The sequence below is a fragment of the Streptomyces narbonensis genome (genome assembly GCF_014649015.1).
Taxonomy (GTDB): domain Bacteria; phylum Actinomycetota; class Actinomycetes; order Streptomycetales; family Streptomycetaceae; genus Streptomyces; species Streptomyces narbonensis.
In genome coordinates this window covers 438,984-453,688 of sequence record NZ_BMSF01000003.1, presented here as the reverse complement: position 1 = coordinate 453,688, position 14,705 = coordinate 438,984, and the positions used below count along the sequence as shown (strand labels likewise).

General features: G+C 72.6%; 15 protein-coding genes. 5 read left to right on the top strand and 10 right to left on the bottom strand.

Annotation, left to right across the window (positions count from 1 at the left end):
* Nucleotides 1-101: 101 nt before the first annotated feature.
* Nucleotides 102-377: a hypothetical protein gene (locus IE124_RS08050; RefSeq protein WP_024758496.1), complete on the top strand. Its 276-nt coding sequence runs from the start codon at nt 102-104 to the stop codon at nt 375-377.
* A gap of 69 nt (nt 378-446) precedes the next feature.
* Here IE124_RS08050 and IE124_RS08045 read toward each other — a convergent pair whose 3' ends face one another.
* The 3 genes from IE124_RS08045 to glnA form a co-directional block, all read right to left on the bottom strand.
* The gene (locus IE124_RS08045; RefSeq protein ID WP_229832254.1) at nt 447-1,643 is read right to left on the bottom strand and encodes a cytochrome P450; all 1,197 of its coding nucleotides are present in this window, start codon (nt 1,641-1,643) and stop codon (nt 447-449) included.
* Nucleotides 1,640-2,371 (bottom strand): cyclodityrosine synthase, encoded by a 732-nt coding sequence (locus tag IE124_RS08040; protein ID WP_189506251.1) that lies wholly within the window; start codon nt 2,369-2,371, stop codon nt 1,640-1,642. Before IE124_RS08040 ends, IE124_RS08045 begins: the two co-directional genes overlap by 4 nt.
* A gap of 259 nt (nt 2,372-2,630) precedes the next feature.
* The gene (gene glnA, locus IE124_RS08035) at nt 2,631-4,055 is read right to left on the bottom strand and encodes a type I glutamate--ammonia ligase (protein WP_150270986.1); all 1,425 of its coding nucleotides are present in this window, start codon (nt 4,053-4,055) and stop codon (nt 2,631-2,633) included.
* Between the two features lie 221 nt (nt 4,056-4,276).
* On the opposite strand from glnA, the gene IE124_RS08030 reads away from it, so the two are divergent.
* On the top strand, nt 4,277-4,744 hold the full coding sequence (locus IE124_RS08030) for an RDD family protein (protein ID WP_189506249.1): 468 nt from the start codon (nt 4,277-4,279) through the stop codon (nt 4,742-4,744).
* 111 nt (nt 4,745-4,855) lie between these two features.
* Here the strand turns inward: IE124_RS08030 and IE124_RS08025 are convergent, their stop codons facing one another.
* From IE124_RS08025 to lipB, 4 genes are all read right to left on the bottom strand, one after another.
* Nucleotides 4,856-5,560 (bottom strand): DUF4191 domain-containing protein, encoded by a 705-nt coding sequence (locus IE124_RS08025; RefSeq protein ID WP_055643958.1) that lies wholly within the window; start codon nt 5,558-5,560, stop codon nt 4,856-4,858.
* A gap of 10 nt (nt 5,561-5,570) precedes the next feature.
* The gene (locus IE124_RS08020) at nt 5,571-5,786 is read right to left on the bottom strand and encodes an SCO2195 family GlnR-regulated protein (protein WP_141295984.1); all 216 of its coding nucleotides are present in this window, start codon (nt 5,784-5,786) and stop codon (nt 5,571-5,573) included.
* A 314-nt stretch (nt 5,787-6,100) separates the two neighbouring features.
* Nucleotides 6,101-7,069, bottom strand: coding sequence for a lipoyl synthase (gene lipA / locus IE124_RS08015; protein WP_150270992.1), 969 nt, complete (start codon nt 7,067-7,069; stop codon nt 6,101-6,103).
* A 145-nt stretch (nt 7,070-7,214) separates the two neighbouring features.
* Complete coding sequence (gene lipB / locus IE124_RS08010; RefSeq protein WP_189506247.1) at nt 7,215-8,024, bottom strand: lipoyl(octanoyl) transferase LipB; 810 nt, start codon at nt 8,022-8,024, stop codon at nt 7,215-7,217.
* Nucleotides 8,025-8,373: 349 nt separating this feature from the next.
* Here lipB and IE124_RS08005 point away from each other — a divergent pair, with 349 nt between their 5' ends.
* Nucleotides 8,374-9,948 (top strand): NsdA family TPR-like regulatory protein, encoded by a 1,575-nt coding sequence (locus tag IE124_RS08005; protein WP_189506245.1) that lies wholly within the window; start codon nt 8,374-8,376, stop codon nt 9,946-9,948.
* A gap of 7 nt (nt 9,949-9,955) precedes the next feature.
* On the opposite strand, the gene IE124_RS08000 is transcribed toward IE124_RS08005, so the two are convergent.
* Nucleotides 9,956-11,326 carry an NAD(P)/FAD-dependent oxidoreductase gene (locus IE124_RS08000; RefSeq protein ID WP_189506242.1) on the bottom strand — a complete coding sequence of 457 codons (1,371 nt, stop codon included), beginning with the start codon at nt 11,324-11,326 and terminating at the stop codon, nt 9,956-9,958.
* 192 nt (nt 11,327-11,518) lie between these two features.
* Entirely contained in the window at nt 11,519-12,430 is a 912-nt protein-coding gene (locus IE124_RS07995) for a TIGR01777 family oxidoreductase (RefSeq protein WP_189506240.1), read from the bottom strand.
* A gap of 46 nt (nt 12,431-12,476) precedes the next feature.
* Here IE124_RS07995 and IE124_RS07990 point away from each other — a divergent pair, with 46 nt between their 5' ends.
* The gene (locus tag IE124_RS07990) at nt 12,477-12,977 is read left to right on the top strand and encodes a GNAT family N-acetyltransferase (RefSeq protein WP_189506238.1); all 501 of its coding nucleotides are present in this window, start codon (nt 12,477-12,479) and stop codon (nt 12,975-12,977) included.
* On the opposite strand, the gene IE124_RS07985 is transcribed toward IE124_RS07990, so the two are convergent.
* The gene (locus tag IE124_RS07985) at nt 12,966-13,622 is read right to left on the bottom strand and encodes a TetR/AcrR family transcriptional regulator (protein WP_229832252.1); all 657 of its coding nucleotides are present in this window, start codon (nt 13,620-13,622) and stop codon (nt 12,966-12,968) included. The genes IE124_RS07990 and IE124_RS07985 overlap by 12 nt on opposite strands.
* Nucleotides 13,623-13,742: 120 nt before the next feature.
* Between IE124_RS07985 and IE124_RS07980 the strand changes: the two genes are divergently transcribed.
* Nucleotides 13,743-14,537 (top strand): SDR family NAD(P)-dependent oxidoreductase, encoded by a 795-nt coding sequence (locus tag IE124_RS07980; protein WP_229832251.1) that lies wholly within the window; start codon nt 13,743-13,745, stop codon nt 14,535-14,537.
* Nucleotides 14,538-14,705: the final 168 nt, after the last annotated feature.

Sequence of the window (14,705 nt, the reverse complement as noted above, 5' to 3'; positions counted from 1 at the left end):
GCCTGGCCAGGGGCGATTGTCAGTGGGGGCCTCTAAAATAGGGGGTGAAGGTGAGGGTCCCGGGGAGGGCCCGCACCCCATCGTTCGCCAGGAGGTAGCCCATGGCTCTGGCCGTGATCCGGACGCCGTCCCTCGAACCCTGGAAGCCGCTCCAGCGGAAGCCGCTTCCCGCGGGCCGCCCCCGCGAGTGGTACGTGACGCACAACCGCCGTCTGAAGGCCATGCGTCTCGCGATCGCCCTCCTCGACGCCGGCGTCTACGTCCCGTCGAAGGCCACGAACGCGACGATACGTACGACGGCCGCCGACATCGGCATCCACCCGCCGTCCGACACCACCTGCCGCATGGTCCGCGCCCTGATCCGCTACGGCCGCTGACCCCGGAGGGGCGCTGCCCGGGCCCGGGGCGGGCCGGGGCCGGGCAGCGCCGTCGTCGGATCCCGACGGCTACCAGGCCGCCGGCAGCCGCTCGGGGAGCCGCTTCATGAAGTTGGTGCGCCACACCAGCTGTTCGACCGGCACCGCGAGCCGCAGCTCCGGCAGCCGGTCGAGGAGCGTCTCCAGGGCGATCTCGGCGTGCCGCTTGCCGAGCGCCGTCGCCGGGCAGTAGTGCCGCCCGCCGCCGAAGGAGAGGTGATCGGCGGCGTTCTCCCGGTCCGGCCGGAAGGCCAGCGGGTCCGGGAAGCGCTCCGGATCGTGGTTCGCTGCCTCCACCAGCACCAGGACCAGCTCACCGGCCCGCACGTCGACGTCGCCGAGCCGCACGTCCTCCATGGCCAGCCGCGGCAGCCCGTCGCCGATCGACAGGTTCACCCGCAGCAGCTCGTCCATCGCACCGGCGACCCCGCCCGGGCCGGCGGCGGTCAGCGCCTCCCGCACGTCCGGCCGGGTCAGCACCGACACGAGCGCCATCGCCAGGAACCCGGCGGTGGAGATCACCCCGGCGCCGAACAGCGTCACGCCCACCGTCGCCAGCATCTCGTCGGTCAGGTGCGCGTACTCGGGATCCTCGCGCAGCGCCGCGAGCTCCGCCATCAGCCCGCCCGTCGTCGGATCGTCGAGGCGCTCGGTCATGTAGGCGATGTCCCGGTCCCAGTGGAGCCGGGCCGCCTCGATCTCGTGCGGGGCGTTCATGAAGGCGACGTCCAGGCTGCGCATCAGCCGCGCCCCGTCCTCCTCCGGGATGCCCAGCATCCGGCAGTGCAGCCCCGCCGAGTACGGGTCGGCGTAGGCGCTCCGCAGGTCCCCGGGCGCACCCTCGGCGACCATCGCGTCCACCAGGGCCCCGGCCCGCGCCCGCAGCCACTCCTCCAGGCCCGGGGCCTTCGGGTTGATCGCCTTCATGACGGCCTTCCGCAGCCCCGCCCCGGTGATGTTGCCCATGTTGTTCACGACGTGCGGCGGGATCGTCAGCGCGTACTGCCGCGGCACGCCCGGCGCCGAGGTGTCCTTCAGGCTGAACTGCGGCCCCTCCAGGACCTGCTTGCACAGCTCGTACGAGGAGACCAGCCAGGCCTCGGCCCCGGCGATCGTGCGGACCTTACGGACCGGCTCGTCGCGCAGCGCCTCGATCTCGGCGGGCAGCCGGGTCCCGTCCCAGTCGAAGGGGAACGCGGTCGGCTCGTTGGTCATGACCACGGTCATCGGGGGTCTCCTTCGGCGGACGCGTCGGCGTCGACGGGCGTGAGGATGCCGTGCCCCTGGTTGCGGGAGGCACGCAGCCCGGTACCCCGGGCGTAGAGCAGGTCGGCCAGCGGCAGGGCCTGGTGGTAGCAGTTGAGCGAGGACGGCACCCCGAGGATCGCGGGCGTGTCCAGGAACAGCGGCACCTCGGCACAGATGTACGCCCGGCACACCTCCTTCTGGAGATCGCTCGCCTCCTGCCCCGCCGTCAGCTTCCCGGCCAGGAAGATCCCGGTGAGCGCGTCACAGGTCTCCCGGACCACCGGGTCCCCGGCGACGGCCGCCACGACCTGGCGGTGCAGTTCCTGGTACGCCGGCACGTCCTGGAACTCGGACATCCCGCGGCCCCGTACCCGTACCCCGGTGGGATCGGCCTCGGCCGCCGCCGCTCCGACCTTGGCCCGCACCCCCCGCAGGTTCTTGACGGCCTTCCGCCGTGCCTCGTCGGCCCCGTACCCCAGCGACTCGTACATGTCGGCGACATGCAGATCGGTGTAGACGAGATCGACCTGATCGAAGTGGTCCAAGCCCCAGCGCGTCAGCTCGCGCAGTCGCTGGGCGGTGAAATAACTGTTTCCCGGAGAGACGCCGATGACCACATGAGCGCCTTCGTCGGCGATGACGCGGCAGTGGTCGGTGTACGGCTGGAGTCGGAGCGTCTCGGCAGGGGCGAAAGCCGCCTGAGTCACGTAGGGAGTCCTCATCGCGCCAGCTAGTCCCAGCGGAGCCCCGTGCTCCGGGTGTGGCGGCAGCGACGACGACAAGCTATCGGCCGGTCGCGGAGCGTGAACAGCCCTACCCGTAGGTAGGTGACATAGTTCGTCAGCTGTTCGCCTTTTCGTGATCTTGGCCGGAATCCTGGCCGGAAAGCGGCGAGGCCCGCCGCCCCCTCGAAAGGGGACGACGGGCCTCGTGACACCTCGCTCGCGCGGTCTCGCGCGGTACGGCCTAGAGGTCGAAGTAGAGCTCGAACTCGTGCGGGTGCGGGCGCAGCTGGATCGGGGCGATCTCGTGGGTGCGCTTGTAGTCGATCCAGGTCTCGATCAGGTCGGACGTGAAGACGCCACCGGCCTGCAGGTACTCGTTGTCGTCCTCGAGCGCGTGGAGGACGGCCTCCAGGTTGGTCGGGACCTGCTGGACGTTGGCGTGCTCCTCGGGAGCGAGCTCGTACAGGTCCTTGTCGATCGGCTCCGCCGGCTCGATCTTGTTCTTCACGCCGTCGAGGCCAGCGAGGAGCAGCGCCGAGAAGGCGAGGTACGGGTTCGAGGACGGGTCCGGCGCGCGGAACTCGACGCGCTTGGCCTTCGGGTTCGAGCCCGTGATCGGGATGCGCATGGCGGCGGAGCGGTTGCGCTGCGAGTACACCATGTTGACCGGGGCCTCGAAGCCCGGGACCAGGCGGTGGTACGAGTTCACCGTCGGGTTGGTGAAGGCGAGCAGCGACGGGGCGTGCTTGAGGATGCCGCCGATGTAGTAGCGGGCGGTGTCCGAGAGGCCCGCGTAGCCCGTCTCGTCGTAGAACAGCGGGTCGCCGTTGGCCCACAGCGACTGGTGGACGTGCATGCCCGAGCCGTTGTCGCCGAAGATCGGCTTCGGCATGAAGGTCGCGGTCTTGCCGTTGCGCCAGGCGACGTTCTTCACGATGTACTTGAAGAGCATCAGGTCGTCGGCCGCGGCGAGCAGCGTGTTGAACTTGTAGTTGATCTCGGCCTGGCCGGCGGTGCCGACCTCGTGGTGCTGGCGCTCGACCTGGAGGCCGACGTTCTCCAGCTCCAGGGAGATCTCGGAGCGCAGGTCGGCGAAGTGGTCGACCGGCGGGGCCGGGAAGTAGCCGCCCTTGTAGCGGACCTTGTAGCCGCGGTTGTTCTCCTCCGCACCGGTGTTCCAGGCGCCGGCCTCGGAGTCGATGTGGTAGAAGCCCTGGTTCGCCGAGGTCTCGAAGCGCACCGAGTCGAAGACGTAGAACTCCGCCTCGGGGCCGAAGTACGCGGTGTCGGCGATGCCGGTGGAGGCGAGGTACGCCTCGGCCTTCTTCGCGATGTTCCGCGGGTCACGGCTGTACTGCTCGCCCGTGATCGGGTCGTGGATGAAGAAGTTGATGTTCAGCGTCTTGTCGCGGCGGAAGGGGTCCACACGGGCCGTCGACAGGTCGGCGCGGAGCGCCATGTCGGACTCGTGGATCGCCTGGAAGCCGCGGATCGACGAGCCGTCGAAGGCGAGCTCCTCCGCCGGGTCGAAGGCCGTCGCCGGGATCGTGAAGTGCTGCATCACGCCCGGAAGGTCGCAGAACCGGACGTCGACCATCTTGACGTCGTTGTCCTTGATGAACTTGTTGACCTCGTCGGCGTTCTGGAACCCGTGCTTCTCGGACATCCAACTCCTCCTACTCCCGGCCCGGGGAGGGGCGGGGTTGCAGCTCGGTCGTGCGGCCAGTGCGGTGGCACACGCTGGACCCGACCATAGGCAGACGGGATTTCTCAAGCATGACCCATTTGTTTCGTCGAAGTTAACCGGAGCGGGTGTGCGGCGCGCAGTGACGCAGCTACGCCGACCCGGACGGAAGTGATCGAAAACGGGCGCAGTACCGTGGTCGGGTGGACAACAGGCAAGCACTCGGATCGTGGCTCTCCGGCCCCCGTGCCGCGGCGGAGCAAGCAGGCGTGGACTTCGGATACCGGGGTCAGCAGCTGGGACTGCCCGAGGAGGGGCCCGGCTCGATCGCCCGCCCGGGCCGCCGGCTCGGCGCCCTCGCCGTCGACTGGGCCCTGTGCCTTCTGATCGCATACGGCTTGATCACCGACAGCTACAGCCAGGCGACCAGCAACTGGGCGCTCGGCCTCCTGCTCGTCCTGAGCGTGCTGACCGTCGGCACCATCGGCTCGACGCCCGGCAAGCGCCTCTTCGGCCTGGTGGTCGTCTCGGCGAACGGCGGCCGGCTGAGCCTCTGGCGCGTGGCCGTCCGCTCCGTACTCGTCTGCCTCGCCGTTCCGGCCCTGATCTGGGACCGCGACGGCCGCGGCCTCCACGACCGCCTCTCCGGCGCCGTCCAGGTCCGCATCTGACCGCGCCTGCCGCTGCGCAGCGAGAAGGGCCCCGGACCGTGTGGTCCGGGGCCCTTCTCCTGTGTTCGGTCGGGCGCGTCAGCGCGTCTCACCGCTCAGCGCGTCTGCGGCTCAGCGCATCTTTCCGCCGCGCGGCATCTTCATGCCCTTGGGCATCGGACCCTTCGGCAGCGGCATGTTGCTCATCAGGTCGCCCATCGCCCGCAGCCGGTCGTTGGCCGCGGTGACCTGCGGGCCGGTGAGCACGCGGGGCAGCTTGAGCATGGTCGTGCGCAGCTTCTTGAGCTGCACCTGACCCTCGCCGTCGCCGACGATGAGGTCGTGCACCGGCACGTCCACCACGACGCGGCTCATCCGCTTCTTCTCGGCCGCCAGCAGCGTCTTCACCCGGTTCGGGTTGCCTTCCGCCACCAGCACGATGCCCGCCCGGCCGACCGCGCGGTGCACGACGTCCTGGCTGCGGTTCATCGCGACCGCGGGGGTCGTCGTCCAGCCGCGCCCGACGTTCTGCAGCACCGCCGCCGCCGCGCCCGGCTGGCCCTCCATCTGCCCGAAGGCCGCGCGCTCGGCACGCCGCCCGAAGACGATGGCCGCCGCCAGGAGCGCCAGGACGAAGCCCAGGATGCCCAGATAGACCGGATGACCGATGAGGAAGCCGATCGCGAGGAGGACACCGAGTACGACGATGCCCACGCCTGCGACGACAAGTCCGACCTTCGGGTCGGCCTTCCGGGTCATCTTGTACGTGAGGGCGATCTGCTTGAGCCGCCCCTGGTTCGCAGCGTCAGCGCTGCCCGTGTTTGCCTTCCTCGCCATGTCCTGAAGTTTACGTGGCCCGGGAAGCGTGGCCAGACGCGGCCTCCATCACATGCTGGGCCTCGACCCGGTCCTTGGCGTGGCGGCGGTCCTCCAGGACGGATGTCCAGGCGTTCCGCCGGGCGGTGCGCTGCCCGGCGCCGAGCAGCAGGGCCTCCACGGCCTTCAGGGCGTCGGTGACGGACGGGATCGCGGTGACGCGGACGTGCGTCGATGCGGCCGGCATGTCGGGGTCCTCCCTCGATTGCGGATGAGACGAGGCGGGGGGTGGTGAGCGAGTGGTGGCGGTGAGTGAATCCACGCTCACAGATCGGTGTTACCAGGGCATGACCCGGTGGTCAAACACTGATGAAACGTTGATGCGGCCGGTCGGAGCATCGGGGGAACGCCGACGCGGCCCGTACGCCCCCGCTGAGCTGCGGGGGCGTACGGGCCGCGCCTGATCCGGCCATTACTGACCGGTAACTGCTTGTGCTCGGATTCACACGAGGGCCTCGTGCGTGAACCCTCGGGCGCACCCGTGGGTCAATCCCGGAGCGGTCAGACCGCCTGCGTGGCGTTGTCGACCGCGCCGCGCTTCTCGATCGCCTGCTGGAAGAGCCGGCCCGCGCGGTACGAGGACCGGACCAGCGGGCCCGACATCACACCGGAGAAACCGATCTGGTCGGCCTCGTCCTTCAGCTCCACGAACTCCTGCGGCTTCACCCAGCGCTCGACGGGGTGGTGCCGGACCGAGGGGCGCAGGTACTGCGTGATCGTGATGAGCTCGCAACCCGCGTCGTGCAGCTGGCGGAGCGCCTCGCTGACCTCTTCGCGGGTCTCGCCCATGCCGAGGATCAGGTTCGACTTCGTGACCAGACCGTAGTCACGGGCCTGGGTGATGACGTCGAGGGAGCGCTCGTAGCGGAAGCCCGGACGGATCCGCTTGAAGATCCGCGGGACGGTCTCGACGTTGTGCGCGAAGACCTCGGGGCGCGAGTCGAAGACCTCCTTCAGGAGCTCCGGGACCGCGTTGAAGTCGGGGGCCAGCAGCTCGACCTTGGTGCGGCCGTCGGCGCGCTCCGCCGTCTGCTGGTGGATCTGGCGCACGGTCTCCGCGTACAGCCAGGCGCCGCCGTCCTCCAGGTCGTCGCGCGCGACGCCGGTGATCGTGGCGTAGTTCAGGTCCATCGTGACGACCGACTCGCCCACGCGGCGCGGCTCGTCACGGTCCAGCGCCTCGGGCTTGCCCGTGTCGATCTGGCAGAAGTCGCAGCGCCGGGTGCACTGGTCGCCGCCGATGAGGAAGGTCGCCTCGCGGTCCTCCCAGCACTCGAAGATGTTGGGACAGCCCGCCTCCTGGCAGACCGTGTGCAGGCCCTCGCTCTTCACGAGGCCCTGCATCTTCGTGTACTCGGGACCCATCTTCGCGCGGGTCTTGATCCACTCGGGCTTACGCTCGATGGGGGTCTGGGCGTTCCGGACCTCCAGGCGCAGCATCTTGCGTCCGTCGGGTGCGACTGCGGACACATCGGCTCCTGTAGCTTCGATTCTTCGGCGCACACCAGGGTACGCCCGTTGCTTCCCATGCCTTACCTCTGGCCAACCCATGGCCAGAGCCCCGCATTCCTCAGGCCGTGCCCCCTGCGGAGGCCGTGCCCGAGCGGGCCCTGCCTCAGACGGAAGCAGGCTCCGCCGGACGCTCGATCTCGCGCGGCTTCAGCTCCGCCTGTTCCAGGACCTCCCGCAGATGGCGCTCCACGACCGGGAGCACCTCCTCGATCGTGACGTCCCGGCCCAGCTCGTTCGCGAGCGAGGCGACGCCCGCGTCGCGGATGCCGCAGGGGATGATCCGGTCGAACCAGGTGTTGTCCGGGTTCACGTTGAGGGCGAAGCCGTGCATGGTGACGCCCTTGGCGACCCGGATGCCGATGGCGGCGAGCTTGCGGTCCTCGCGGCGCTGGCCGGCGTTGGACGGCGCGTACTCGGGGCCGTTCAGGCGGGGGTCGAACTCCTCGTCGGTGAGCCGGGGGTCGAAGTCGAGGTTCAGCCCGCCGAACGAGGGCCGCTGCTCGATCGGGTCACCGAGGACCCAGACGCCGCTGCGCCCCTCGACCCGGCTCGTCTCCACACCGAACTCGGCGGCTGTCCGGATCAGCGCGTCCTCCAGGCGGCGGACGTGTGCGACGACGTCCACCGGGCGGGGCAGCTTCATGATCGGGTAGCCGACGAGCTGGCCGGGGCCGTGCCAGGTGATCTTCCCGCCGCGGTCGACGTCCACGACGGGCGTCCCGTCCAGCGGTCGCTCGTTCTCCGCCGTGCGCCGGCCGGCCGTGTAGACCGGCGGGTGCTCCAGGAGCAGACAGGTATCGGGCGCCTCGTCGGCGAACCGCGCGGCGTGCACCTCGCGCTGCTTGTCCCAGGCCACCTGGTACTCGACGGCTTCCGCGCCGAAACCAAGGCGGACGAATCGCAGCTCACTCACGGCCATGCCTCCTCCTGGGTGCCGGGAACCGGGGACCGGGGATCATCCCGGGCCGGCTCGGCACCATGCGTCATTCGCGCCCATGCCACTGTACGGCGACGCCACGCACACCTGTACGGGGGTGCCGGAGGCAGCCGGCGCCGGGGCGCTTCTACGGGCGGTGCGGGGGTGTGCCCTCCGTCAGCTGGACGGCGACGACTACGTCAGCGATGCCGTCAATCCTCACACGATCGGATGAATGTGGGGCGAAGGTGGCGGTACAGGCCGTGAGGACCGCTAAATTCACGCCGTTCCATGAGGGTCCGAACGGGCTGCACCTGGGCCCGGAAGGCAGGAGACCGCACAGCTGATGACGGAACGACCACCGCAGCGCATCCCGAACCGCCAGCTCGCCGCGCTCATCGCCGAAGCCGGGTTCTCCAATGCGGGCCTCGCCAGACGGGTGGACCAGCTCGGTCTGGAGCACGGCCTCGATCTGCGGTACGACAAGACCTCCGTGACCCGCTGGCTCCGCGGCCAGCAGCCGCGCGGCACCACCCCCGCCCTCATCGCCGAGGTCTTCACCCGGCGCCTCGGCCGCCGGCTCTCCGCGCAGGACCTCGGTCTCGACGCCTGTGCGCCGGTCTACGCGGGCCTGGAGTTCGCGGCGACCCCCGAGGAGGCCGTCGACATCGTCAGCGGGCTGTGGCGCAAGGACTCCGGCAGCCACGCCGAACTCCGCAAGATCGCCTTCACCCCGGCCGGGCTGGTCGTGCCCAGTCGCGACTGGCTCATCGGCCGCGCCGACGACCGGGTGGCCCGCGGCGAGCTCGCCCCCGGCCCGCCCGCCTCCCGGCCCCACACAGGGGCGCCCGGCGACCCCCACGCGCGGCACGACCCGCGCTCCCCGCACGAACCCCGGATCCCGAACGACCCCCGGGTGACCCAGCACGACCCGCGGGTGACCCAGCACGACCCGCGCGTCCCCGCGCAGGGCCGCTTCTCCGTGCCCCGCCAGCGCGGTACGGACCGGGGGCCGGGCCAGCGGGTCTCCAGCGGGGACGTCGCCGCCCTCCGCTCCGTCGGCGAGCTCTTCCGCACCCTCGACCACGCCTACGGCGGCGGGCACGCGCGCCAGGCCCTCGTCCGCTACCTGGAGCACGAGGCCGAGCCGATGCTGCGCGGCACGTACGGCGAGTCCGTCGGCCGCCGTCTCTTCGCCGCCGCCGCCGACCTCACCCGGCTCGCCGGGTGGACCTCGTACGACATCGCCGCCCACGGCCTCGCCCAGCGCTACTTCGTCCAGGCGCTGCGCCTTGCCCAGGCCGCCGGCGACCGGGCCTACGGCTCGTACGTGCTCCTCACCATGAGCTGCCAGGCCGTCTACCTCGGCCACGGACGCGAGGCCGTGCAGCTCGCCCGGGTCGCCCAGCAGGGCGTCGGGCCCGCCGCGCCGCCCGTCGTCCAGGCGATGCTGCACGCGATCGAGGCCCGCGGGCACGCCGTCCTCGGCGAGGCCCGCGTCTGCGGCGCCTCCCTGGTCCGGGCCGAGCGGGCCCTCGAAGCGGCCCGGCCCGGCGACGAGGTGCCCTACTGGGCCAGGATGTTCGACGAGGCCCAGCTCGCCGACGAGCTCGGGCACTGCCACCGCGACCTCCAGCAGTACCGGCCCGCCGCCCAGCACGCCGAGCGCGCCCTCCAGCTGCGCGCGCCCGGCTTCGCCCGGAGCCGGCTCTTCTGCCGGGTCGTCCTCGCCACCTCCCGCCTCGCCCTCGGCGAACTCGACCAGGCGTGCGCCCTGGGCGCGGAGGCCGCCCAACAGGCCTCCGAGATGCGCTCGGCACGCGCCGTCGAGTACGTCCGCGACTTCGAGCGCCGCCTGGAGCCCTACCGCGACGCCGCAGCCGCCCGCACCTACCGCGACCGCGTCGCAGCCATCGGCTGACCGCGCTTCACGCGGCCTCCTCCGCCGCCTCTTCCTCCTCCTTCGGGAGCCGGAAGCCGAGGTCGGCGAGGAGGGCGCGGGCCGCGCGCGCCCCCGAGGCGAGGGCGCCCTGCGGGGTGCCCGCGTCCCGGTGGTCGCCGCACACGTACAGGCCTGCGAGCAGCCGGACCGGCCGCCGCGCGTCGTACGGCGGCGGCATCGCCGGCACGGCCTCCCGCGTGTGGTGCAGCGCCAGCAGCTCCCACTCGTCGGTCGACGTGCCGTACAGCGTGGCGAGGTGCTTGCGGACCCGGCGCTCCGTGTCGTCCGGCGGCGCCCCGAGCACCGTCGAGGTGATCAGGGACCGGCCCTCCGGGGCGCGGACCGGGTCGACGGCGCTCATCACGGCCGTGTGGGCCACGGGCCCGCCCGGGTCCGACTCCAGGAGCAGCGTCGGGTCACCGGTGGGCGCCACGGGCGCCGTGTGATGGAGGACCGTCACCGCGTGGAAGGCGGGCGTCCGCAGGCCGGGCAGCAGCTCGGCCGCCGTCCGCGCCCCCGTCGCGAGCAGCACCGCTCGGCAGCCGAGGACCCCGTGCTCGGCGGTCGTCACTCGGGAGACGGATGCCTCGGTGACCCGGACGCCGGCACGGACCGTGCCGGGCGGCAGCGCCGCGGCGAGCCGCTCGGGGAGGGCCGCTGCACCGCCCTCCGGCACGGCGAGCCGGCCCCTGGCGAAGGCGCGGAGGGCCAGGTCGGCCCGACGGCTCGACGTGCCGAGGTCCGGGTCGCCGAGGAGCGCCGCGAGCAGCGGCCGCAGCACGCCCTGCACGGTCCGGGAGGGCAGCCGGGCGGTCAGCGCCTCGCGCGCGGTCCGCTCGGGGCGGGCGAGCAGCCGCTGCGACGGGGTCGCGGCGAGCCGGACCAGGGACGCGCCGAGCCGCGCCTGGTCGAGCGAGGCCGCCGGCCGCCGGGGGGCGCTCGCGAGGGCGCGCGCCATGCTGAACGCTCCCCCCACGCTCCGGTGCCCCCCTCCGCGGGGCGCGCCGCCCGTCCGGCGCGGGTGCGGGGCGCCCCACCGGGCGTACCGGCCGTCGCTGTGCACGAGCACCCCCGGCGCGAAGGGGCGCAGCGCGAGGCCGTCGAGCCCCGGCACGGCCCGCAGCTCCTCGGGCGAGAGGGTGAGCAGGGGGCCCACCCGGTCGAGCAGGAAGCCGTCGACGGAGTCGGTGGCCATCCGGCCGCCCACCTGCGGTTCCGCCTCCAGGACGGCGACGGAGACACCGGCCTCGGTCAGCCGGAGGGCGGCCGTGAGCCCCGCGATCCCGGCCCCCACGATGACGACGTCGACGGTCTCTCCGACGTCCGTTCGCTGTGCGGTACTTGCGGTACTGAGCACGTGCCCCTCCCCAGGTCGGCGCCGCCGGTGGGAGGCCTTATGCCCCCAACCGGCCCCCGGAATGCCCGCGTTCGCGGTCGTATCGAACAATGGGCATCGAGCCTAGGGAGCGCGCCCGCGGAAGTCGGCCCGCGCGCGGCGGGGTGCACGCAGCACGGGGGAGCGCAGGGCGCCGCGGGGAGGGGGCGGGGGTCAGCGGGCCGCGGCCCTGATCGCCTCGTCGATCGTCGGGAAGGCGAAGTCGAAGCCGGACTCCAACAGCCGGGCCGGCAGCACCCGCTGACTGCCCAGCACGTCCTGGGCGAAGTCCCCGAGTACCAGCTTCAGCGCGGGCGCGGGCACCGCGCAGACCGTCGGCCGCCGCAGGACCCGGCCCATCGCGGCCGTCACCTCCCGGTTGGTGACCGGCTCGGGGGCCGTCAGGTTCACCGGGCCGGACAGGGCCGGGGTGTCGACCAGGTGACGCAGGGCGGCCACCTCGTCGTGGAGGGAGATGTGGGACCAGTACTGGCGGCCGTCGCCCATCCGCCCGCCGAGCCCGGCGCGGAAGACCGGGAAGAGCCGCCCCCACGCCCCGCCCTCGCGGGCCACGACCAGGCCGGTGCGGGCGTGGGCGACGCGGATGCCGGCCTCCACGGCGGGCGCCGCGGCGGCCTCCCACTCCACGCACACCGAGGGCAGGAAGCCCGTCCCCGCGGGCGCGCTCTCGTCGACCGCGCGGCTGCCGGTGTCGCCGTAGTAGCCGAGCGCGGTGCCGCACACCAGGACCTCCGGCGGCTCCGCGAGCGAGGCCAGCGCCTCGGCGACCGCCCGGGTGCCGAGGACGCGGCTGTCGCGGATCTCCCGCTTGTACGCCTCGGTCCAGCGGCGCTCGCCGACGCCGGCGCCCGCCAGGTGGACCACGGCGTCCACCCCGACGAGTCCGGCGGCGTCCACGTACAGCCGCTTCGGGTCCCACTCGACCTCGTCGGCGGTCGCGGCGGGCCGTCTGACGAGGCGGAGGACGTCGTGACCGTCGGCGCGCAGGGAGCGGACGAGGGCCCGGCCGATGAGTCCGGTCGCGCCGGTGACGGCGACGCGCTTGCGAGTGGCGGAACGCTGCATGGGCTCATCCTGCCCTTCGGGGCCCGTGCGTGACACAGTGGCCGTCATGATCGTGCCGCAGACGCAGATACGTATCGCCGAGGCCGGGGACGAGGGCGCCCTCGGCGCGCTCGACCGGGCCGCCTGGTCGCCCCTGCACGCGGTAGTGCCCGCGCCGACGGAACCGTACGAGCCCTTCTTCGACGAGCGCCACCGGCCCGAGGACTACCTCGTCGCGGTGGTGGACGGCGCCGTGGCCGGATACGTCCGGCTCGCCCTGCCGACCCCGCTCGCCGCCAACGCTCACGTGCGCCAGATCCAGGGCCTCGTGGTCGACGAATCCGTCCGCGGCCGGGGCGTGGGGCGGGCGCTGCTGCGGGCGGCGGCGGAGCGGGCCCGCGCGGAGGGCGCCCGACGGATCACCCTGCGGGTCCTCGGGCACAACACGCCGGCCCGCGCGCTCTACGCCTCCGAGGGGTACGCGGTCGAGGGCGTCCTGCCGGGCGAGCTCCTGATCGACGGGGAGTACGTGGACGACGTCCTGATGGGCCGCGCGCTACGCGACTGAGCTGTCCCCGGCGGGCGTGTCCCCGAGGAGCCGCATCCCGCCCATCAGCTCGCGCATGCAGCGGACGGCGAGAGCGGCCGGTGAGCCCTCGCCGCGCACCGGCGCGTCCGTCTCCGCCCAGGTCTCCAGGGCGATCCGGATGGCGTCCGTGGCCGCCGCCGCCGCGAGCCGGAGCTCCAGGGGGTCGGTCCCGGGGCCCGCGAGCCCGGCCAGGACCTCGCGCAGCTTCTCCTCGGACTCCTGGTTGACCCGGTACCAGACGGCTCGCAGGGCGGGGTCCTCCGCGGCCGCCCGCAGGAGCCCGCGCGTCCACAGCAGCCCCTCGGCCCTCTCCTCGTCCTCCGCGGCCAGCGACTCGGCGATCGAGCGCTCCAGGGCCTCGGGAAGGCGGGCCCCGGGGCCCGCCGCCGCGAGCTGCTCGCGCCAGCGGTCCGCGCCGCCCGCGAGGAGCGGGGCCACGGCGTCCTGCTTGGAGCGGAAGTACCGGTAGAAGGTGCGCAGGGCGACCCCGGCCCGCAGGGCGATGTCCTCGGCCGTGGTGCCGTCGGGCCCGCGCTCGGTGAAGAGCTCGGCGGCGGCGCGGGCGATGTCCAGCTGGGTCGCGGCCTTGCGGCGCTCCGTCAGGGAGGGGGGCTTGGTGCTCACCGTACGAAGACTACGCCCGCGCCTGCCGGAAGTGCATGCCGTGCAACTCTGGCAAAACGTGCCACTCGGGCGTACGGTGGCAGGCGTTCCACGGAAGCTTGACATCGAGAGGTTGCCGCCATGAACCAGCTGACCCGTTACGAAGGACGCCGCGCCCTCATCACCGGCGGTGGCTCCGGCATCGGCCAGGCCACCGTGCTCCGGGTGCTCGCGGAGGGCGGCCGGGTCGTCGCCGCCGACATCAGCGAGGACGGCCTCAAGGACACCGTCGCCAAGGCCGGCGAGGCCGCCGACCGCCTCACCACCGTCGTCGTGAACGTCGCCGACGAGGCCTCCGTACGGGCCGGCGTCGCCGCCGCCGTCGAGGCGCTCGGCGGTCTCGACGTCCTGGTCAACGCGGCCGGCATCCTGCGCTCCTCGCACACCCACGAGACGAGCCTCGACTCCTTCGAGCAGGTGCTGCGGATCAACCTCACCGGCACCTTCCTCATGATCCGCGAGTCGATACCGGCCCTCCTGGAGGGCAACGGCTCCGCCGTCGTGAACTTCTCCTCGACCTCCGCGATGTTCGCCCACCCGTACATGGCGGCCTACGCGGCCAGCAAGGGCGGCATCCAGTCCATGACGCACGCGCTCGCCGCCGAGTACGCCAAGCAGGGCATCCGCTTCACCGCCGTGCAGCCCGGCTCCATCTCCTCCGGCATGACCGACGGCACCGGCGCCAGCAAGCAGTCGATCGGTCCCGGCCTGCCCGAGGACACCGACTGGTCCCTCTTCGCGAAGCTCGCCCCCGCCCTCGGCCAGGGCTTCGCCGGCCCCGAGACCGTCGCCGGCGTCGTCGCGATGCTCGCGAGCGAGGACGGGAAGTTCATCACCGGCACCGAGGTCCGCGTCGACGGCGGGACGCACTTCTGACGAGCGCCCTCGCCGAGCGCGTCTTCGGTGGCCGCACGGCCGTCGTCACGGGCGCCTCCTCCGGGATCGGCGCCGACCACCTGCAGACCCTCGCCGACTAGCACGGACCGACCCCCGAGGAGCACGCCGAGCGGCGTCTTCGAGATGGTCGCCGAGGGGAAGTACTGG

Excerpts from the sequence above, each read along its gene's own strand:
- IE124_RS07995 (WP_189506240.1), bottom strand. The coding sequence starts at position 12,430 with ATGCAGCGTTCCGCCACTCGCAAGCGCGTCGCCGTCACCGGCGCGACC.
- IE124_RS08050 (WP_024758496.1), top strand. The coding sequence starts at position 102 with ATGGCTCTGGCCGTGATCCGGACGCCGTCCCTCGAACCCTGGAAGCCG.
- IE124_RS07980 (WP_229832251.1), top strand. The coding sequence starts at position 13,743 with ATGAACCAGCTGACCCGTTACGAAGGACGCCGCGCCCTCATCACCGGC.
- IE124_RS08005 (WP_189506245.1), top strand. The coding sequence starts at position 8,374 with ATGACGGAACGACCACCGCAGCGCATCCCGAACCGCCAGCTCGCCGCG.
- IE124_RS08045 (WP_229832254.1), bottom strand. The coding sequence starts at position 1,643 with ATGACCGTGGTCATGACCAACGAGCCGACCGCGTTCCCCTTCGACTGG.
- IE124_RS08025 (WP_055643958.1), bottom strand. The coding sequence starts at position 5,560 with ATGGCGAGGAAGGCAAACACGGGCAGCGCTGACGCTGCGAACCAGGGG.
- glnA (WP_150270986.1), bottom strand. The coding sequence starts at position 4,055 with ATGTCCGAGAAGCACGGGTTCCAGAACGCCGACGAGGTCAACAAGTTC.
- IE124_RS07990 (WP_189506238.1), top strand. The coding sequence starts at position 12,477 with ATGATCGTGCCGCAGACGCAGATACGTATCGCCGAGGCCGGGGACGAG.
- IE124_RS08020 (WP_141295984.1), bottom strand. The coding sequence starts at position 5,786 with ATGCCGGCCGCATCGACGCACGTCCGCGTCACCGCGATCCCGTCCGTC.